This is a genomic window from Escherichia sp. KS167_9B (assembly GCF_030295215.1).
GTDB lineage: Bacteria > Pseudomonadota > Gammaproteobacteria > Enterobacterales > Enterobacteriaceae > Escherichia > Escherichia coli_F.
Window position 1 is genome coordinate 1036539 of sequence record NZ_AP025754.1, and the last position, 20039, is coordinate 1056577.

Consider the following 20039-nt stretch of genomic DNA (forward strand, 5'->3'; position numbering starts at 1 on the left):
CTTTATCACATAGAGCAAATACGCATAAAAATTTGTTAAATACCGTTTTTTAAATCGAGCTATAGTCTCAAACCCTGGCTAAAGTTATTCTTGCGATGCTTTTATATAGCGAGCAGTGCTGGCCGGGAGAGAGTTCTCTTTTCTTACACCGAGCCGATAAAAAATATGCACGAATATTGCATATCTTTCAGTGTGACAACTTTTGTTCGTTTGTTAACGAACTTTCAGAAGGAAAGAGATATGACCGCCTTAAATAAAAAATGGCTATCGGGTCTGGTTGCGGGTGCTCTGATGGCCGTCTCTGTCGGCACGCTCGCGGCTGAACAAAAAACACTCCACATCTATAACTGGTCTGATTATATCGCCCCGGATACGGTGGCCAATTTTGAAAAAGAAACCGGTATTAAAGTCGTTTACGATGTTTTCGATTCCAACGAAGTACTGGAAGGAAAATTAATGGCGGGGAGCACCGGGTTTGACCTGGTGGTGCCGTCAGCAAGCTTTCTTGAACGCCAGCTGACAGCGGGAGTTTTCCAGCCACTGGATAAAAACAAATTGCCGGAGTGGAAGAATCTCGACCCGGAACTGCTGAAGCTGGTCGCTAAACATGACCCGGATAATAAATTTGCTATGCCCTATATGTGGGCGACGACCGGGATTGGCTATAACGTCGATAAAGTCAAAGCTGTACTGGGTGAAAACGCGCCCGTCGATAGCTGGGACTTGATCCTCAAACCTGAAAATCTGGAAAAACTGAAAAGCTGCGGCGTCTCTTTCCTTGATGCACCGGAAGAAGTGTTTGCTACCGTGCTGAATTATCTCGGTAAAGATCCCAACAGCACTAAAGCAGATGATTACACCGGACCGGCAACCGATCTGCTGTTAAAGCTGCGCCCGAACATTCGTTATTTCCATTCATCTCAATACATTAACGACCTGGCAAACGGCGATATCTGCGTCGCTATTGGCTGGGCGGGCGATGTCTGGCAGGCGTCAAACCGCGCGAAGGAAGCAAAGAATGGCGTGAATGTCTCGTTCTCGATTCCGAAAGAAGGGGCGATGGCATTCTTTGATGTATTTGCCATGCCTGCGGATGTCAAAAATAAAGACGAAGCTTATCAGTTCCTGAATTACCTGCTGCGTCCGGATGTCGTAGCGCATATCTCTGACCATGTGTTCTATGCCAACGCGAACAAAGAAGCTACGCCGCTGGTAAGCGCGGAAGTGCGTGATAACCCCGGTATTTACCCGCCTGCGGATGTCCGTGCGAAGCTGTTCACTCTGAAAGTGCAGGATCCGAAAATCGACCGTGTGCGCACCCGCGCGTGGACCAAAGTGAAGAGCGGAAAATAATCCGCAGCCGTAGATGCCGGACGGGCGCACCACACCCGCCGGCAATTCGCACCATCAGGGTGCGCTTGCACACATTCAATGCCGGAGAGCAGCCGTGAATGACGCTATCCCTCGCCCCCAGGCGAAAACCCGTAAGGCGCTGACGCCGCTATTAGAAATCCGTAATCTGACTAAATCTTACGATGGTCAGCATGCGGTCGATGATGTCAGCCTGACCATCTATAAAGGCGAAATCTTCGCGCTGCTGGGCGCATCCGGCTGTGGCAAGTCCACGCTGCTGCGTATGCTGGCAGGTTTCGAACAACCTTCTGCCGGGCAGATTATGCTCGATGGCGTCGATTTATCACAGGTACCGCCTTACCTGCGCCCTATCAATATGATGTTTCAGTCTTACGCGCTGTTTCCGCATATGACCGTGGAACAGAACATCGCTTTTGGCCTGAAACAGGACAAATTGCCGAAAGAGGAAATTGCCAGCCGGGTCAATGAGATGCTTGGGCTGGTGCATATGCAGGAGTTCGCCAAACGCAAACCGCATCAGCTTTCCGGCGGTCAGCGACAGCGTGTGGCGCTGGCCCGAAGCCTCGCCAAACGTCCGAAACTATTACTGCTCGACGAGCCGATGGGCGCGCTGGATAAAAAACTGCGTGACCGGATGCAGCTTGAAGTGGTGGATATTCTGGAACGTGTCGGTGTGACCTGCGTGATGGTTACTCACGATCAGGAAGAGGCGATGACGATGGCGGGGCGTATCGCCATTATGAATCGTGGGAAATTTGTCCAGATTGGCGAGCCGGAAGAGATCTACGAGCATCCGACCACGCGCTACAGTGCTGAATTTATCGGTTCGGTAAACGTCTTTGAAGGTGTACTCAAAGAGCGTCAGGAAGATGGTCTGGTGCTTTATTCGCCGGGGCTGGTGCATCCACTGAAAGTTGATGTAGATGCTTCGGTGGTCGATAACGTGCCGGTGCATGTGGCGCTGCGGCCGGAAAAAATCATGCTTTGCGAAGCACCGCCCGCCAATGGTTGTAACTTCGCGGTAGGGGAGGTGATGCACATTGCCTATCTCGGCGATCTTTCGGTGTATCACGTTCGTCTAAAAAGCGGGCAGATGATTAGCGCCCAGCTACAAAACGCCCATCGTTATCGCAAAGGGTTACCGACCTGGGGCGACGAAGTGCGTTTGTGCTGGGAAGTGGACAGCTGTGTGGTGTTGACGGTTTAAGGAGCAAAGATGAGTACACTTGAACCTGCTGCCCAGTCGAAACCGCCGGGCGGATTTAAGCTGTGGTTGTCGCAGCTGCAAATGAAGCATGGGCGCAAACTGGTCATTGCGTTGCCGTATATCTGGTTGATCTTACTGTTTCTGCTGCCATTTCTGATCGTCTTTAAAATAAGTCTGGCGGAGATGGCGCGCGCTATTCCACCTTATACCGAACTGATGGAGTGGGCTGACGGGCAACTTTCCATCACCCTCAATCTTGGTAATTTCCTGCAACTGACTGACGATCCGCTCTATTTCGATGCATATCTCCAGTCGTTACAGGTAGCGGCGATTTCGACAATTTGTTGTTTACTGATCGGCTATCCGCTGGCGTGGGCGGTGGCGCACAGTAAGCCTTCGACCCGCAATATCTTATTGCTGCTGGTGATCCTGCCGTCGTGGACCTCGTTTCTGATCCGCGTCTATGCCTGGATGGGAATATTAAAAAATAACGGCGTGCTGAATAACTTTCTGCTGTGGCTGGGAGTTATCGACCAGCCGCTGACCATTCTGCATACAAACCTGGCTGTTTATATCGGCATTGTTTATGCCTATGTACCGTTTATGGTGCTGCCGATTTATACCGCGTTGATTCGTATTGATTATTCGCTGGTGGAAGCGGCACTGGATCTCGGTGCACGACCGCTGAAAACGTTCTTTACTGTGATCGTGCCGCTGACCAAAGGCGGGATTATTGCCGGATCGATGCTGGTGTTTATCCCGGCTGTGGGCGAGTTTGTGATCCCTGAACTGCTCGGTGGCCCGGACAGCATCATGATCGGGCGCGTGCTGTGGCAGGAGTTTTTCAATAACCGCGACTGGCCGGTGGCCTCGGCGGTAGCGATCATCATGTTGCTGCTGCTAATTGTGCCGATAATGTGGTTCCACAAGCATCAGCAAAAAAGCGTGGGAGAACACGGATGAATAATTTACCGGTGGTTCGTTCGCCCTGGCGGATTGTGATTTTGCTGCTGGGCTTCACCTTTCTCTACGCGCCAATGCTGATGCTGGTGATCTATTCATTCAACAGCTCGAAGTTGGTGACGGTATGGGCGGGTTGGTCAACGCGCTGGTATGGCGAATTACTGCGTGATGACGCGATGATGAGCGCGGTTGGTTTAAGCCTGACAATTGCAGCCTGTGCGGCAACGGCAGCGGCGATCCTCGGGACGATTGCGGCGGTAGTGCTGGTGCGTTTTGGCAGGTTTCGCGGATCAAATGGTTTTGCCTTTATGATCACCGCGCCGCTGGTAATGCCAGATGTCATCACAGGCTTGTCGCTGTTGTTGTTATTCGTCGCACTTGCACATGCCATCGGCTGGCCTGCGGAGCGAGGCATGCTCACCATCTGGCTGGCGCATGTCACTTTCTGTACGGCTTATGTGGCAGTCGTTATTTCGTCGCGTCTGCGGGAACTGGATAGCTCGATAGAAGAAGCAGCGATGGATCTTGGTGCGACGCCACTGAAAGTGTTTTTCGTCATTACGCTACCGATGATCATGCCCGCGATCATTTCTGGCTGGTTACTGGCTTTTACTCTGTCGCTCGACGATCTGGTGATTGCCAGCTTTGTTTCCGGGCCAGGAGCCACCACGTTACCGATGCTGGTCTTCTCCAGCGTGCGGATGGGGGTAAATCCGGAAATCAACGCCCTGGCAACATTGATCCTCGGCGCGGTCGGAATTGTCGGATTTATCGCCTGGTATCTGATGGCGCGCGCAGAAAAACAGCGGATACGCGACATCCAGCGTGCAAGACGTGGCTGAAGACACTAAAATTTGCCAACCTGGCTACATAATGCCGCGCATGTCGCGGCATTGTTTTCATGGAAGACGAAACGTTGGGATTTTTTAAGAAAACATCTTCATCTCATGCTCGCCTGAATGTGCCTGCGCTGGTGCAGGTGGCGGCGCTCGCCATTATTATGATCCGTGGCCTCGACGTGCTGATGATTTTCAATACGCTGGGCGTGCGCGGTATTGGCGAGTTCATTCATCGCAGTGTACAAACCTGGAGTTTAACACTGGTCTTTTTAAGCAGCCTGGTGCTGGTTTTCATTGAGATCTGGTGTGCGTTTTCACTGGTGAAAGGGCGTCGCTGGGCGCGCTGGCTGTATCTGTTGACACAAATCACGGCCGCCAGTTATTTGTGGGCGGCTTCGCTGGGGTATGGTTATCCGGAGCTGTTCAGCATTCCCGGTGAATCAAAACGTGAAATCTTCCATAGCCTGATGCTGCAGAAGTTGCCGGATATGCTCATCCTGTTGCTACTGTTCGTTCCCTCAACCAGTCGGCGGTTCTTCCAGTTGCAATAATGTGTATAATCGTCGCCCCTGATGATGTGAAGGTCAATGTATGCAGTGCGCACTTTACGACGCGGGTCGCTGTCGTTCCTGTCAGTGGATAACGCAGCTGATTCCAGAGCAACTCTCCGCTAAAACCGCCGATCTTAAAAATCTGCTCGCCGACTTTTCGGTTGAGGAATGGTGCGCGCCGGTGTCAGGCCCGGAGCAAGGGTTTCGTAATAAAGCCAAAATGGTGGTGAGTGGTAGCGTTGAAAAACCACTGCTCGGTATGCTGCATCGCGACGGCACACCAGAAGACCTTTGCGATTGCCCGCTTTATCCTGCCTCATTTGCGCCCGTTTTTGCGTCGCTAAAACCGTTTATCGCCCGTGCGGGGCTAACCCCCTACAATGTGGCGCGTAAGCGTGGCGAACTGAAATACATTCTGCTGACTGAAAGCCAGAGCGATGGTGGCATGATGCTGCGCTTTGTACTGCGTTCCGAAACCAAGCTGGCACAACTGCGTAAGGCGCTGCCGTGGTTACAGGAACAACTGCCGCAGCTGAAAGTTATTACCGTCAACATTCAGCCGATACATATGGCGATTATGGAAGGGGAAACGGAGATTTACCTGACCGAACAACAGGCGCTGGCGGAGCGTTTTAACGATGTGCCGCTGTGGATCCGTCCGCAAAGTTTCTTCCAGACTAATCCGGCGGTAGCCAGCCAGCTGTACGCTACTGCGCGCGGCTGGGTACAACAGTTGCCGGTTAAACATATGTGGGATCTGTTCTGTGGCGTGGGGGGCTTTGGTTTACACTGCGCGACGCCTGACATGCAGTTAACCGGGATCGAAATTGCGCCAGAGGCCATTGCCTGTGCGAAGCAGTCAGCTGCTGAACTGGGCTTAACGCGTTTGCAATTTCAGGCGCTGGACTCCACTCAGTTTGCCACCGCTCAGGGGGAGGTGCCGGAGCTGGTGCTGGTTAACCCGCCGCGCCGCGGCATTGGTAAACCGCTGTGTGATTATCTTTCAACGATGGCACCGCGTTTTATCATCTACTCCAGCTGTAACGCCCAAACGATGGCCAAAGATATCCGCGAACTGTCAGGTTATCGTATTGAACGGGTACAGCTTTTTGATATGTTCCCGCACACCGCGCACTATGAAGTGCTGACACTGTTGGTGAAGCAATAAAAAAGCCGCGGCTGCGGCTTCAGATTGCTGATAAGGTGCGCGTTGTTCATGTCGGATGCGGCGTGAGCGCCTTATCTGGCCTACAAAATCGTGCTAAATCAATGCATTGCAGGGTAAATGTAGGCCTGATAAGCGTAGCGCATCAGGCAATCTTACTTTTGTCATCAGTCCCGATTACTGCGGGAACCACTGGTCATTGATTTTCTGATACGTACCATCTGCTTTAATCGCTGCCAGTGCGTTATTCAGTTTTTCCAGCAGGGCTTTATTATCCGGACGTACAGCGATGCCCAGACCGGTGCCGAAGTACTGCGGGTCGGTTACTTTCTCTGTTGCAACGCCCAGTTGTGGATTGGTTTTCAGCCATTCATTAACCACCGCTGTGTCACCAAATACCCCATCAATACGACCATTTTTCAGGTCGATAAAGGCATTTTGATAACTGTCATAGGAGACAGTTTTTACTTCCGGGTGTTGATCCTGAATATATTTCTGGTGCGTTGTACCGTTTTCCATCCCAATGCGTTTGCCTTTCAGGTCGGCAAACGTTTTGTAGGTATCTTTTTTGGCAATCACAACAGCTGAGTTTTCGTAGTAGGGCGTGGTAAATGATACCTGCTTGCTACGCTCCGGCGTGATATCCATACCGGAGATAACGGCGTCATATTTTCTGAATTTCAGTGACGGGATGAGGCTGTCGAAAGCGTGATTGGTAAAAGTACATTCTGCCTGCATCTGTTTGCATAACGCTTTTGCCAGGTCGATATCAAAGCCGACAATCTCATTATTAGCACCTATAGATTCAAAGGGAGGATAGGTCGCTGATACGCCGAAATTGATTTTCTCTGCGGCAGAAGCGCCGAATGCACAGGATGAAAGTAAAGCGGCAAGAACTAACTTTTTCATGATGGAACTCCCGTCTGTCAATCTTATGATTTTTGGCCGTGTCTGCGGCATGAGATAACAATGCCATTAAGTGAATTTATATGCAATAAATATGATTAAATAATTCGTAATGAATAAAAAAAGACGGACAACTTAGTGGGTTGCCCGTCTTTATTATATTAATCTATGCACTATGTAGGCCGGATAAGGCGTACACGCCGCATCCGGCATAGGCACCGTGCTGGTGTCTGATGCGACGCTGGCGCGTCTTATCAGACCTACAAATCATCTGGCATCAGCATGCAGCCATGTCAATTCCGTCGCTCGAACGCCAGCGCTTTGCGCTCGATCAAACGCATCATCAGTGTCAGCAGGCCGTTGACGACCAGGTAAATAATTCCCGCCGCGCCGAACACCATGACATCGTAGGTGCGTCCGTACAACAACTGGCTGTAACCCATCACTTCCATCAGCGTAATGGTGTAAGCCAGAGAGGTACTTTTAAATACCAGCACCACTTCGTTGGAATAAGAAGAGAGTGAGCGTTTAAAGGCATACGGCAGCAGGATCGCCAGCGTATCTTTTTTGCTCATCCCCAGGGCGCTACAGGACTGCCACTGACCTTCCGGGATTGCACGAATTGCACCGTAAAATAGCTGCGTGGTATACGCCGCACTGTTCAGCGACAACGCAATCAGCGCGCACAACCACGGTTCTGACAACAGATGCCACAGTGCCGGATACTCCTGCAATGTCGGGAACTGGCCTGGACCGTAGTAAATCAGGAAGATCTGCACCAACAGCGGCGTACCGGTAAACAGCGTGATATAGCCCCGCACCAGCCACACCAGTACCGGCGTTTTCAGCGTCAGGATGATGGTAAAAATCAACGCCAGAATTAGCGCCACAATCAGCGAGGCAATCGTCAGCGTCAGGCTGGTGTGCAGCCCTTTCATCAGTTCGGGTAAATACTCAAGCATCAGCCAGGCCTCCGCTCAAAACGTGTCGCGCGCAGGTCAATGCGTTTGAGAATGTACTGACTGAGCAGGGTAATCACCAGATAGATCGCTGCTGCCACAATGTACCAGGTAAACGGCTCCTGAGTACGGGTGGCAATGCTTTTAGTTTGCAGCATTAAATCATTCACACTTATCAAACTGACCAGCGCGGTATCTTTCAGCAGTACCAGCCACTGGTTACCAAGACCAGGCAGCGCATGACGCCACATCTGCGGCATCACCAGGCGGAAAAAGATAGCCGATTTCGACAGCCCCAGCGCCTGACCGGATTCCCACTGGCCCACCGGCACCGCTTTCAGTGCGCCACGCAGGGTTTGCGAGGCATAGGCGGCATACAGTAGCGACAGGGCGATAACCCCACACAGGAACGGGCTAACGTCGAAGTTCTCAATGTCCATCTGCACCGGGATCTGTACGATCCCAAGATTGATGGTGAAGCCATCCGAAAGCGTCAGCAGTAACTGCGAGGAGCCAAAATAGATAAACAGCACCACCAGAATTTCTGGCAGACCGCGCAGAATGGTCACCAGCGCTGAACCTGCCCACGCGACAGGACGCCATTTTGCTGACTCCCACACCGCAAAGAACATCGCCAGCGCCAGTCCGACAATCAATGCACAAACGGCAAGGCCGACGGTCATCCCGGCGGCGCTTGCTAAAGGAAAAAATTCATTCATCAGGTATTACTTCTGGAACCATTTGTTGTAGATGGTTTCGTAAGTGCCATCTTTCTTCACTTTTTCCAGCGCAGTGTTGAATTTCTGCTGCAGTTCAGTGTTGCCCTGACGTACCGCGATGCCGAGGCCAGTACCGAAGTAATCTTTATCGGTCACTTTGTCGCCGACAGCCGCCAGTTTCGGGTTATCTTTCAGCCATTCGGTTACCACTGCGGTGTCACCAAAAACGCCGTCGATACGACCGTTTTGCAGATCGAGTTTCGCGTTCTGGTAGCTATCATAAGGAACCGTGGTGATTTCCGGATGTTTATCCATAATGAATTTCTGGTGCGTCGTCCCGTTCTGAACGCCGACTTTTTTGCCTTTCAGCTGATCAACGCTGGTGTATTTACCTTGTTGACCCACAAACAGGGCAGAGTTGTCATAGTACGGCGTGGTAAACAGCACCTGCTTTTCACGCTCCGGGGTGATATCCATGCCAGCCATCACCGCGTCTACGCGACGGAATTTCAGGCTTGGGATCAGGCTGTCAAACGCCTGGTTAGAGAAAGTGCAGGTCGCATCAATCTCTTTACACAATGCCTGCGCCAGGTCGACGTCAAAACCAACGATCTGGTTGTTTGCATCCATTGATTCAAACGGAGGATAGGAGGCTTCGGTGGCAAAACGAATAGTTTCGGCAGCTGTGGCGGAAAGACTAAAACCTGCAATTAACGCGGCAATCAGAACTTTTTTCATTGTTGTTATCCCGAATCTTAGTGAGAGAGATAGTTTTTAAATGCTTCGGTTTGCGGCTCGGTAAAGCAGCGCGCGTCGCCTTGTTCTACGATATGACCATTTTCCATATACACCACACGGCTGGCGGTTTTACGCGCCACTTCCACTTCGTGGGTGACGATCACCTGGGTAATATTGGTTTCTGCCAGCTCACGAATGATGCTGACGATTTGTGCCGTAATTTCCGGGTCCAGCGCGGCGGTCGGTTCATCAAACAGCAGTACCTGCGGTTCCATCATTAACGCACGGGCAATAGCAACACGCTGCTGCTGACCACCAGAAAGATGCAGTGGATAGCGATCACTGAAAGGTTTCAGGCGCAGACGTTCCAGCAATTTTTCTGCACGGGCCAGCGCCTGATCTTTACTCAATCCCAGTACACGGCAGGGCGCTTCAATCAGGTTTTGCTGCACGGTGAGGTGCGGCCACAGATTGTATTGTTGAAACACCATACCGACGTTACGACGCAGATCGCGAATCGCTTTGTCTGAGGGCGTTTTGGTGAAATCGAAATGGTTGCCTGCAATGTTGAGCGTACCGGAGCGCGGCATCTCAAGCAGATTGAGTACACGCAGCAGCGAGCTTTTACCCGCGCCACTGGGGCCAAGTAACACCAGCGTTTCGCCCTGTGGGCAATCCAGCGTGATATCGAACAGCGCCTGATGCGCGCCGTAAAAGCAATTAATGCCGTTTAATTGAATACTCATTGACACTCGTATACTGGCAGTCTGATAGCTATTGAGGTCGAAGATAGTACCTTTGACAGAATAATTATGCAATATTTCTGCTTTAAAAGTTAAAAGCAAAGCGCATTATTCACTAAACATAGCACAAAATAACGGGGGCGGTGGGCGGCGAGCATAAATGTCGGCATTCCTCACGAAATGCCGGACAATTTACGGGGGTTATTGGTTGATCAAGGCGTTAGCGATTCTCGATTGACTGACGGAGTGTACCTGCTGTGGCATGAACGCTGCCGCCTAAGTAGCGCACATCGTCAATCACCCAACACTGGCCTTCCTGAATCATTAGCACTTCATCCTGCCAGCTCTGATCCCCCTGTTTGAGTTCCACACGCAATGGAATATTACGGGCATCACGATTCGGGATAGTCGATGCACTGGCAACGTGGGCGCTGTCTGGCAAGGTGGTTCGACTGGAGAATGGATCGCTGCTTAACAATTCACGATGACTGTTATCGCGGCTGGCATCGCTAAGTAGGGTTGCCAGTTTGTCACTCAAATAGGGGCGCAGAGCGGTAATGTCATTGCTGCGATGTTTAATGCGGTAGTCATAGAATTGTTGAGCCACGCTGTCAGGGCCACCCTGGACACAGGAACCGGTGCGGGGGCCGTTATCTTTATAAGCTGGCGTGACGGTGGTACAGGCACTCAGCAGCAGTGCACATGGAATAAGTAGAGATAGTGAACGGTAGCGCATAATCATTTCCTTATTGGCTTGCTTTCTGCGTCACACTATGACCAAAAACAATCAGATTATTTAATACATTGTTTTTTATACAATTCTGAAACAATCTGAAGACCCGATTAGGCTTAAGTCCATTGCTGGCTCCCCATTCAAGGTTGATCGTAGCTGACTTACTTAAATTACCCAAACAATAGACAGTGTAAACCATTTGTGAGGCTGAGCGTGTTATAAGACTGAAATGATCATTTAAGGTAAATATGATAGTTCTGAAACGCTGGTATAAATCCTGCTGTAGAAGTTAAGAGCATCTGCAGGAAGCCAGTTGCACATTTATAACGCATGATAGGTGACCAAGATTCATTTCTATTATTGACAAAATTTTAACATATGATGATAGGCCCTAAGATTAAGATGATTGCAAAAATCACAATGTATGTTTGAAATGAGCGAAATTTGATAGTCCCAACTTTAACTTTCGATAATATTATTTTTGTTACGGTTGTGAGTGAAGAATATAAGCTTATTTAGCTAATGGATTTGAGTTAAGAATAATATGATTTTTTTCAATGCGCCATTAATTAATATGAATATAGAATGTGTTGTGACTTTATGTTTATAAAGCACAGGGAGTACAGTGGGTTATCGTTTTTTTGGGTGATTTTTATATGATAAATAATGTCTCTGAACAATCGTCATCATTTCTAAGCACACAACCGAATCAAAGTGATAATCTCATGGCCTCGCTGAGGGAATTTTTTACCATATTAAAATCCAGTCATAAGGATGAGTTATCTACATGGGACACCATCTACTTGAATCTAGTATTAGCAATAAATGCTGATAGTGAAACTATTAAAAATGATATGTCGCTCGGTAACATTATTTATTCAGCAAATAATTATTTTAATTCTTTTTTTAGTAGTGCTTTCGAAACTGGTACTAAAACATACCTTGGTACATCACAAAACAATGAAGTTGAAATAAAAATTGGCAATGAAAGAATCACCATTGGGGTGCGAAATAAAGTCAGCGGAAAAATGGAAAGACAAGAATTTCTTTTTCCTCTGCATTACGAAAATAAACTGCAGTGTGAATTGGAGAAGAATTTTACTATTGATTCTTATCCATTGTTATATAGGTATACTCTTGGTTGTAAGATTGCGAATGCGATCTTTGAAAAAGTATACAATCGAATTGTATTTAATAAGGAACAATATATAACAATTATAAAAGACGCATTTATTCATTTCTATGATTATAGCAGGCGATATACAATGAGTGAGGATATCGACAAAGAGTCCGTTATAAATACCATTGCATTGATGAGCACCTTTTGTAACAGTGATAATACATCAGGTGAAATTTTCAGTGATGATATTGCTCTTGAAGACTCACCTGAACCTGACCTAAATGTAGAACATACAATTACACTTGGTTTTGCTAATGACGATCTTAAGTTTAATCCAATTACTTATTCGGAAGTATTAACACGATTTTACTCCTTTCAAAATATTGTATTGAATCTGTGTCCGGAAATGCATTCATCGCATTACAACGATATTTGTAGTGTAAGTGTGGATATGACAAAAGGCAAGCAATGCATGATTCACTTGATGGTCAATGAAGAGGTTTTCATGTCTCTTCCAATCCCTATCACAACTATGGCACGTGATCATGATAGTAATTTAGTCAATCTAAAAACGCTACTCAATGATGGTTGTTTTATTAAATATAGTCATTTTGATGCTGTGGGTTTAATGAAGAAAAACTTAAATCATCTGTATTTATCACATTCTCTTGTAAATGAAAGTATATTGAAGGGATGTTGTTTTGAGAACGGCAGTTTAGGTGATGTTAAGATAACAAATAGTAATTTAACGAAAAATGTATTCAGTAACTTTACGTTTAGAGCGACTAAAATTAATAATGTAAATGCTCATTCTTCAAAATTTGTCCATTGCCATTTTTACAGTGTTGATATGATAAGAGTTAATCTCTATAAATGTCTTTTTCATGAGTGTAGTATGCATGATGTCAAGATAAAACCATGGTTACCAGTAAAATGGACAAAAGAATTAATAAATGATTATTTGTATGGTTGTTTACTATCACTGTACTCTATCTGTGTAAGAGATATATTTAATATGACCGTTGGGAATAACGTAAAGGTTGCAGCGGATGCTTTCATTGAAATCCTTTACTCTCTAAAGAATAAATATTGTATTAAGCTATTAAGCGCTCAGGATCGGGCATTTATTTACGAATTTGCAAAAATGATCTTTGCTTATATTAATGATAGAAGTCTTGAGGTTACATTACTTTCATGTTTTGCGGAGACCGATCAAACAAGAATTCAGAGCTATATTCCTCAGCCTCAAGATGCGGAAAAATTTTGGAATAATTTACAATATAAGGTGACTCTTCCCATTCATTAATGTTGCAGGTACAACATAATACAGCAGGTCAGCGCTATCCCATAATGAAACCAATATCGGGTTAGGAGACGGGTAATCGTAAAGGCATATGCGCTTGTTTTTGACACAATGAGATGATTTCCTAAACTGATCAAAACCTTCTTCCCAACATGGCATATCAGCCCGATAATGCTTTGAGATCGAAGGATTAGCAAACAAGGAGATCGATCATGCAATTTTCTACAACCCCAACTCTGGAAGGCCAGACCATCGTCGAATATTGCGGTGTGGTGACCGGCGAAGCGATTTTAGGTGCGAATATTTTCCGTGATTTCTTTGCCGGTATCCGCGATATCGTTGGCGGACGCTCCGGGGCTTATGAAAAAGAATTGCGTAAAGCGCGGGAGATTGCCTTTGAGGAACTTGGTGAGCAGGCGCGGGCGTTGGGGGCCGATGCCGTAGTCGGTATTGATATCGACTACGAAACGGTCGGGCAAAACGGCAGTATGCTGATGGTTAACGTCAGCGGTACGGCGGTGAAAACACGTCGATGAGAAGAGTCTTCTGGCTGGTCGCCGCCGCTCTGTTACTGGCAGGGTGTGCAGGCGAAAAAGGCATTGTTGAGAAAGAGGGATATCAGCTTGATACCCGACGCCAGGCGCAGGCGGCGTATCCGCGCATTAAAGTGCTGGTGATCCACTACACCGCAGATGATTTTGATAGCTCGCTGGCGACACTGACCGATAAACAGGTCAGCTCGCATTATCTGGTCCCTGCTGTGCCACCACGATACAACGGTAAACCGCGCATCTGGCAACTGGTGCCGGAACAGGAACTGGCCTGGCATGCGGGGATTAGCGCCTGGCGCGGGGCAACACGCCTTAACGACACCTCTATTGGCATTGAGCTGGAAAACCGAGGCTGGCAAAAATCATCCGGAGTGAAATATTTTGCCCCGTTTGAACAGGCACAGATTCAGGCGCTTATTCCGCTGGCGAAAGATATTATTGCCCGTTATCACATCAAGCCGGAAAACGTAGTGGCGCATGCGGATATTGCGCCGCAGCGCAAAGACGATCCGGGGCCGTTATTCCCCTGGCAACAACTGGCGCAGCAGGGGATTGGTGCCTGGCCGGATGCGCAACGGGTGAACTTTTACCTTGCCGGGCGCGCGCCGCACACACCGGTAGATGCCGCATCATTGCTGGAGCTTTTGGCGCGCTACGGTTATGACGTTAAACCTGATATGACACCGCGCGAGCAGCGGCGCGTGATTATGGCGTTCCAGATGCATTTCCGCCCGACGTTATACAACGGCGAAGCGGATGCAGAAACTCAGGCGATTGCCGAAGCGTTGCTGGAGAAATACGGGCAGGATTAGCGCGGCAGTTTTCCGTGGTCGCGTAGCCAGGCGGCAGTTTTCTCGATACCTTCATCCAGGGTGAGGACTGGTTGATAACCTAACTCTTCCTGCGCACGCGTAATATCCAGCGTAAAGTCAAAATTCAACTTGGAGACGCCGTAGTGGGTCAGCGGCGGCTCTTTTGCTGACTTGCGGCCTAAACGCTCCATGCTGCGGGCGATCATATCCAGCATCGGGTAGGGGACGGAACGAATACGACAGTCAATATTCAACTCGTCGATCAGTTTTTGCACGATGCTGCGTAGAGTGCGATGCTCGCCGTTGGTAATGTTATATGCTCGCCCGGAAGGCAGCTTATCGCAGGCTTCCTGACTTGCCAGCCACATGGCGTGCACGGCATTTTCATAGTACGTCATATCGACCAGCGCACTGCCGCCGTGTGGTAACAGAATGCTGCCGTAGTGGTGCATCATATGCGCCAGACGGGGAATAAAGACTTTATCGTGCGGCCCGAACAGACTTTGTGGGCGTAAAATAGTAAAGCGTGTTTGTGGATTCGCCTGCGAAAGCATATTGATCACTTCTTCGCTGGCCGCCTTGCTGCGGGCAAACTCGTTAGCGAAGCGGTGAGGGCGAAAATCTTCTTTAATATCGCGATGGTGGTGATAATCGAAGTACAGGGAGGGGGAAGAGATATGAATAAAGTTACGTACTCCCCAGGCGACAGCCCATTCACCCAGACGGCGAGTGGCGCGAACGTTAGCCAGATCGAAAGCCTGTTGTGTCCCCCACGGAGAGGTAAAGCTGGAGCAGTGCCACAACGTATCAATGCCTGCGAGCATCACTTTAGCTTGTGATGAGACCAGCTCGGTCAGATCCGCTGGAACAAACTCTGCGCCCATTTTTTCCAGCAATTTACCCATTGCCTCGTTGCGACCGGTCGCACGCACGCTGATGCCTTTCTGGCATAAAAACTCTACCGCGTTTCGACCTAAGCCGCTGGTGGCGCCGGTAACCAGTACCTTCATATCAATCCACTGTTGTTGAGAAAATGACGTGCGCATTCTTCCGTGATTTCCCCCTTGATGCAATGGGAAACATGAAAGAATAACGCAGGTTTTGTCGATTAATCTGTGCTTTGTTCTGCCAGTCTGGCGATTCGTTTTGCCATTCCGCGAAAAATAAACAGATGCGCGGGGATCATCAATAACCAGTAAAACAGCCCCGGCATACCGTGCGGATGCCAGAATGCGCGAACATCGATAGTACGATAGTCACCTTTATCTTCCAGGGTAAAACACAGTCGTCCCAGCCCCGGCGCTTTCATGCCAAATAACAGCGTAAGTTGTTTTTCCGGTTCAACGACAATCACTTTCCAGCTATCCACCGCATCTCCGGTCTGCAAATATTCACGCTCCGGGCGGCCTTTCGCCAGCTTATGACCGATCGCGCGGTCCATCAACGCCCGGGTTTGCCACAAAATATTGCCAAAGAAATAACGCTCTTTACCGCCGATTTGATTCACCACCTGCCATAAAGCCGCAAGGCTGGCGGACGTTTTAACGGTAAACCCCGCCTGTTTGGCGAAATAACCGTACTCCGGTCGCCAGCGGGCAAAGGCCTGAGCGTCGTATCCCCAGTCGCTGGAGTTGACCAGCTTTTCTTCTTCTTTCAACGTGCGACGTACCGCGTCATCGAAAGCGATCAGTTGTTGTGGAATGAGTGCACGTAGCGCGGTGTCATCCGCCAGCAGATCGTGTTTCAGCCCCTGAATCAACGCTTTGGCGGTGGTTGACGGTACGGAAGTAATCACATTGAGAAACCACACCGAAATCCAGCGGGTGGGAAAGGGGATGGGGATTAACCAGCGGCGCTTACCGCTCACCGCCATAAAATGTTCAAACTGTTGTTGATAACTGAGCACCTCTGGTCCGGCGGCTTCGAAAATGCGATGTTCCCAGGCTGGATGGTCCAGTAACGCCACCAGATAATGCAGCAGGTTTTCCAGTGCAATGGGCGTGGTGCGTGAACGAACCCAACGCGGCGGGGTTAACACCGCCAGGTTGTAGACCATATCGCGCATAACTTCGAACGCCGCTGAACCTGCGCCAACGATAATTCCGGCACGCAATTCGGTCACCGGGACACCCGCTTCACGAAGAATATCCGCCGTAGCCTGACGGGCGCGCAGATGGTCCGACTGCTCGTGAGGCGGGGCCTGCAATGAACTCAGAAAGATTAATTGTTTAACCGGTGCTTCGCGCAGCGCATCGCGGACGTTAAGAGCTACCTGGCGTTCCTGAGCGATAAAATCGCCGCCTTCGCCCATGCTGTGCACCAGAAAATAGACGGTATCGATATTCTGCAACAGGGCCGGAAGGTTATCCGGCCAGCTGAGATCGACTTTATGGCAACTGACGTTTGCCAGTTGCAGTTTTGCAAGCCTGTCGACGTGACGTGCTGCCGCCAGGATCTGATGCCCTTGTTGGCTGAGCGCGTGCACCAGATGCTGACCAATATAGCCACTGGCACCGAGAACTAAAATGCGTTGCGGCACGTCTCTCTCCTTAACGCGCCAGGAAAGCGCGCCAGTGGGCTGCGACTTCTGCCAGTTGTTCACGCGAGACATCAAGATGGGTTACCAGGCGGACAATCGGCGAGGCGTTAATCAGTACGTTTCTCGCTTTCATGTATTCGCCTAACGCGGCAGCATTTTCTTGTCCGACGCGAACAAACAGCATATTGGTGTCCTGACGCATCACATCCGCGCCTGCTTCACGCAACTGCTCCGCCATCCAGGCTGCGTTGTCGTGGTCTTCCTGCAAGCGTGCGACGTTATTTTTCAGCGCATACATCCCTGCGGCAGCCAGAATGCCGGATTGACGCATCCCGCCGCCAGTCATTTTCCGCCAGCGGATGGCGCGTTTAATGTAATCACGATTGCCGACCAGTAATGAACCGACTGGCGTACCAAGACCTTTCGACAGACAAATGGTGAACGAATCACAATATTGCGTGATCTCTTTCAGTTCGCAGCCGTAAGCCACCACGGCATTAAAGATGCGCGCACCGTCAACATGCAGTGCCAGATTGCGCTCGCGAGTAAATTCCCATGCTTCTTTCAGGTATTCCCGCGGCAGCACTTTTCCATTGTGGGTGTTTTCCAGACTGAGTAATTTGGTGCGGGCGAAATGGATATCGTCGGGTTTGATTTTCATGGCGACTTTATCCAGCGGTAGCGTACCGTCGGCGTCAGCATCGATGGGTTGCGGCTGAATACTGCCCAGCACCGCTGCGCCACCGGCTTCAAACAGATAGTTATGCGCGGCCTGACCGACAATATACTCTTCGCCGCGCTCGCAGTGACTGAGCAGAGCGACCAGGTTGGCCTGAGTGCCGGTAGGCAGAAAAATGGCGGCTTCTTTCCCGGAAAGCTCTGCCGCATAGTCCTGCAGAGCATTAACGGTAGGGTCGTCTCCGTAAACGTCGTCCCCAACCGGGGCGGCCATCATTGCTTCGAGCATGGCGCGGCTCGGTCGGGTAACGGTATCACTGCGTAAATCAATCATGGCATGTCCTTATTTATGACAGGAAATGCCACCCTTTTTACCTTAGCCAGTTCGTTTTCGCCAGTTCGATCACTTCGTCACCGCGTCCGCTGATGATTGCGCGCAACATATACAGGCTAAATCCTTTGGCCTGTTCGAGTTTGATCTGCGGCGGAATGGCTAACTCTTCTTTCGCGACTACCACATCCACCAGCACCGGGCCGTCGATGGAAAAGGCGCGTTGCAAGGCTTCATCGACTTCAGCGGCTTTTTCTACGCGGATGCCCGTAATACCGCACGCTTCAGCAATGCGGGCAAAGTTGGTGTCGTGCAGTTCGGTGCCGTCAGTCAGGTAGCCTCCGGCTTTCATCTCCATCGCTACAAAGCCCAGCACGCTGTTGTTAAAGACGATAATTTTCACTGGCAGCTTCATTTGTACCACTGAGAGAAAATCGCCCATCAACATACTGAAACCACCATCACCGCACATGGCGACCACCTGACGTTCTGGCTCTGTCGCCTGAGCACCCAGCGCCTGCGGCATGGCGTTGGCCATTGAACCGTGGTTAAACGAACCTAACAGGCGGCGCTTGCCGTTCATTTTCAGATAACGCGCCGCCCATACCGTTGGTGTGCCGACATCACAGGTGAAAATGGCGTCATCGGCAGCAAAATGGCTAATTTGCTGCGCCAGATATTGCGGGTGAATGGCTTTCTCACTCGGTTTAGCTAAATCGTCCAGCCCTTTGCGGGCATCGCGGTAATCTTCCAGCGCTTTATCCAGAAATTTGCGATCGGTTTTTTCTTCCACTAAAGGCAGCAATGCACGCAGAGTCGATTTGATATCACCGACCAGTGCCATATCCACCTTACTGTGCGCGCCGATGCTGGCCGGGTTGATATCAATCTGAATAATTTTGGCATCGGTCGGGTAGAACGCACGGTAGGGGAATTGGGTGCCGAGCAGCACTAACGTGTCGGCGTTCATCATGGTATGAAAACCTGACGAGAAGCCGATTAATCCCGTCATTCCGACATCATACGGATTATCGTATTCGACATGTTCTTTACCGCGCAGGGCATGAACAATAGGCGCTTTAATTTTTCCGGCAAACTCGACGAGCTCTTTATGCGCCCCCGCGCAACCGCTGCCACACATCAGAGCGATATTGCTGGAGTAACGCAGCAGTTGCGCCAGTTTGCGTAACTCTTCCTCTTCTGGGGTGACGACTGGTTGTGGCGCATGATACCAGTGCGTGGTTGCCCCTTCCGGTGCCGGTTTTAACGCCACGTCGCCCGGTAACACGACAACGGAAACGCCACGGTTTAACACCGCTTTACGCATAGCAATCGCCAGCACTTGTGGGATCTGCTCCGGGCTGGAAACCAGCTCGCAATAATGGCTACATTCGCGGAATAACTCTTGCGGGTGGGTTTCCTGGAAATAGCCGCTGCCAATTTCGCTGGAAGGGATATGAGCGGCAATTGCCAGTACCGGAACGTGATTACGGTGACAATCGAACAAACCATTGATTAAGTGCAGGTTGCCAGGTCCGCATGATCCGGCGCAGACCGCCAGTTCCCCGCTAAGTTGGGCTTCAGCGCCAGCGGCAAAGGCCGCCACTTCTTCATGACGGGTGGACATCCACTCGATGGTGCCCATGCGATTAAGACTGTCGCTAAGACCGTTCAGAGAGTCGCCAGTCACTCCCCAAATGCGTTTTACCCCTGCTGATTCGAGTGTTTTGGCGATATAAGCTGCAACCGTTTGTTTCATGGTTCTCCATCTCCTGAATGTGATAACGGTAACAAGTTTAGTTCATCTG

19 protein-coding genes are annotated in these 20039 nt (G+C 49.8%); 9 read left to right on the forward strand and 10 right to left on the reverse strand.

What is annotated here, in order from left to right; genetic code table 11:
- The first annotated feature begins 240 nt into the window (after nucleotides 1-240).
- The 6 genes from potF to rlmC all read left to right on the forward strand — a co-directional run bounded on the left by potF (nucleotide 241) and on the right by rlmC (nucleotide 6102).
- Nucleotides 241-1353 (forward strand): spermidine/putrescine ABC transporter substrate-binding protein PotF, encoded by a 1113-nt coding sequence (gene potF / locus QUE34_RS05040; protein WP_105268535.1) that lies wholly within the window; start codon nucleotides 241-243, stop codon nucleotides 1351-1353.
- Nucleotides 1354-1447: 94 nt separating this feature from the next.
- The gene (potG, locus tag QUE34_RS05045; protein WP_286338933.1) at nucleotides 1448-2581 is read left to right on the forward strand and encodes a putrescine ABC transporter ATP-binding subunit PotG; all 1134 of its coding nucleotides are present in this window, start codon (nucleotides 1448-1450) and stop codon (nucleotides 2579-2581) included.
- Nucleotides 2582-2590: 9 nt separating this feature from the next.
- On the forward strand, nucleotides 2591-3544 hold the full coding sequence (gene potH, locus QUE34_RS05050; protein ID WP_000105436.1) for a putrescine ABC transporter permease PotH: 954 nt from the start codon (nucleotides 2591-2593) through the stop codon (nucleotides 3542-3544).
- Nucleotides 3541-4386 carry a putrescine ABC transporter permease PotI gene (gene potI, locus QUE34_RS05055; protein ID WP_032302777.1) on the forward strand — a complete coding sequence of 282 codons (846 nt, stop codon included), beginning with the start codon at nucleotides 3541-3543 and terminating at the stop codon, nucleotides 4384-4386. Before potH ends, potI begins: the two co-directional genes overlap by 4 nt.
- Before the next feature lie 59 nt (nucleotides 4387-4445).
- Nucleotides 4446-4934 (forward strand): YbjO family protein, encoded by a 489-nt coding sequence (locus QUE34_RS05060; RefSeq protein WP_000389258.1) that lies wholly within the window; start codon nucleotides 4446-4448, stop codon nucleotides 4932-4934.
- A gap of 40 nt (nucleotides 4935-4974) precedes the next feature.
- Entirely contained in the window at nucleotides 4975-6102 is a 1128-nt protein-coding gene (gene rlmC, locus QUE34_RS05065) for a 23S rRNA (uracil(747)-C(5))-methyltransferase RlmC (protein WP_032302778.1), read from the forward strand.
- 174 nt (nucleotides 6103-6276) lie between these two features.
- Here rlmC and artJ read toward each other — a convergent pair whose 3' ends face one another.
- The 6 genes from artJ to QUE34_RS05095 all read right to left on the reverse strand — a co-directional run bounded on the left by artJ (nucleotide 6277) and on the right by QUE34_RS05095 (nucleotide 10900).
- Nucleotides 6277-7008, reverse strand: a complete 732-nt coding sequence (gene artJ / locus QUE34_RS05070) for an arginine ABC transporter substrate-binding protein ArtJ (RefSeq protein ID WP_001354873.1) — start codon at nucleotides 7006-7008, stop codon at nucleotides 6277-6279.
- 290 nt (nucleotides 7009-7298) lie between these two features.
- Nucleotides 7299-7967 (reverse strand): arginine ABC transporter permease ArtM, encoded by a 669-nt coding sequence (gene artM / locus QUE34_RS05075; protein WP_000895400.1) that lies wholly within the window; start codon nucleotides 7965-7967, stop codon nucleotides 7299-7301.
- Nucleotides 7967-8683, reverse strand: a complete 717-nt coding sequence (artQ, locus tag QUE34_RS05080; protein ID WP_001001698.1) for an arginine ABC transporter permease ArtQ — start codon at nucleotides 8681-8683, stop codon at nucleotides 7967-7969. The genes artM and artQ overlap by 1 nt, the downstream gene beginning before the upstream one ends.
- A 6-nt stretch (nucleotides 8684-8689) precedes the next feature.
- Nucleotides 8690-9421 carry an arginine ABC transporter substrate-binding protein ArtI gene (gene artI, locus QUE34_RS05085; protein ID WP_000756580.1) on the reverse strand — a complete coding sequence of 244 codons (732 nt, stop codon included), beginning with the start codon at nucleotides 9419-9421 and terminating at the stop codon, nucleotides 8690-8692.
- 17 nt (nucleotides 9422-9438) lie between these two features.
- Nucleotides 9439-10167, reverse strand: coding sequence for an arginine ABC transporter ATP-binding protein ArtP (artP, locus tag QUE34_RS05090; protein ID WP_000027198.1), 729 nt, complete (start codon nucleotides 10165-10167; stop codon nucleotides 9439-9441).
- Between the two features lie 217 nt (nucleotides 10168-10384).
- Nucleotides 10385-10900, reverse strand: coding sequence for a lipoprotein (locus tag QUE34_RS05095; RefSeq protein WP_032302779.1), 516 nt, complete (start codon nucleotides 10898-10900; stop codon nucleotides 10385-10387).
- Nucleotides 10901-11553: 653 nt separating this feature from the next.
- Between QUE34_RS05095 and QUE34_RS05100 the strand changes: the two genes are divergently transcribed.
- The 3 genes from QUE34_RS05100 (at nucleotide 11554) to amiD (ending at nucleotide 14683) form a co-directional block, all read left to right on the forward strand.
- Nucleotides 11554-13323 carry a pentapeptide repeat-containing protein gene (locus tag QUE34_RS05100; protein WP_032302780.1) on the forward strand — a complete coding sequence of 590 codons (1770 nt, stop codon included), beginning with the start codon at nucleotides 11554-11556 and terminating at the stop codon, nucleotides 13321-13323.
- A gap of 209 nt (nucleotides 13324-13532) precedes the next feature.
- On the forward strand, nucleotides 13533-13856 hold the full coding sequence (locus tag QUE34_RS05105; protein WP_105268536.1) for a heavy metal-binding domain-containing protein: 324 nt from the start codon (nucleotides 13533-13535) through the stop codon (nucleotides 13854-13856).
- Nucleotides 13853-14683, forward strand: a complete 831-nt coding sequence (gene amiD / locus QUE34_RS05110; RefSeq protein ID WP_032302781.1) for an N-acetylmuramoyl-L-alanine amidase AmiD — start codon at nucleotides 13853-13855, stop codon at nucleotides 14681-14683. Before QUE34_RS05105 ends, amiD begins: the two co-directional genes overlap by 4 nt.
- Here amiD and QUE34_RS05115 read toward each other — a convergent pair.
- From QUE34_RS05115 to poxB, 4 genes are all read right to left on the reverse strand, one after another.
- The gene (locus QUE34_RS05115) at nucleotides 14680-15693 is read right to left on the reverse strand and encodes a 3-beta-hydroxysteroid dehydrogenase (RefSeq protein ID WP_032183969.1); all 1014 of its coding nucleotides are present in this window, start codon (nucleotides 15691-15693) and stop codon (nucleotides 14680-14682) included. The two genes, amiD and QUE34_RS05115, sit on opposite strands and share 4 nt — an antisense overlap.
- Nucleotides 15694-15791: 98 nt before the next feature.
- Nucleotides 15792-17222 (reverse strand): SDR family oxidoreductase, encoded by a 1431-nt coding sequence (locus tag QUE34_RS05120; protein ID WP_103253274.1) that lies wholly within the window; start codon nucleotides 17220-17222, stop codon nucleotides 15792-15794.
- A gap of 10 nt (nucleotides 17223-17232) precedes the next feature.
- Nucleotides 17233-18234 carry a low-specificity L-threonine aldolase gene (gene ltaE / locus QUE34_RS05125; protein WP_000566406.1) on the reverse strand — a complete coding sequence of 334 codons (1002 nt, stop codon included), beginning with the start codon at nucleotides 18232-18234 and terminating at the stop codon, nucleotides 17233-17235.
- 37 nt (nucleotides 18235-18271) lie between these two features.
- A complete protein-coding gene (gene poxB, locus QUE34_RS05130) occupies nucleotides 18272-19990 on the reverse strand; it encodes a ubiquinone-dependent pyruvate dehydrogenase (protein WP_032302783.1) in 1719 nt (572 codons plus the stop codon).
- Between the last annotated feature and the right edge of the window lie 49 nt (nucleotides 19991-20039).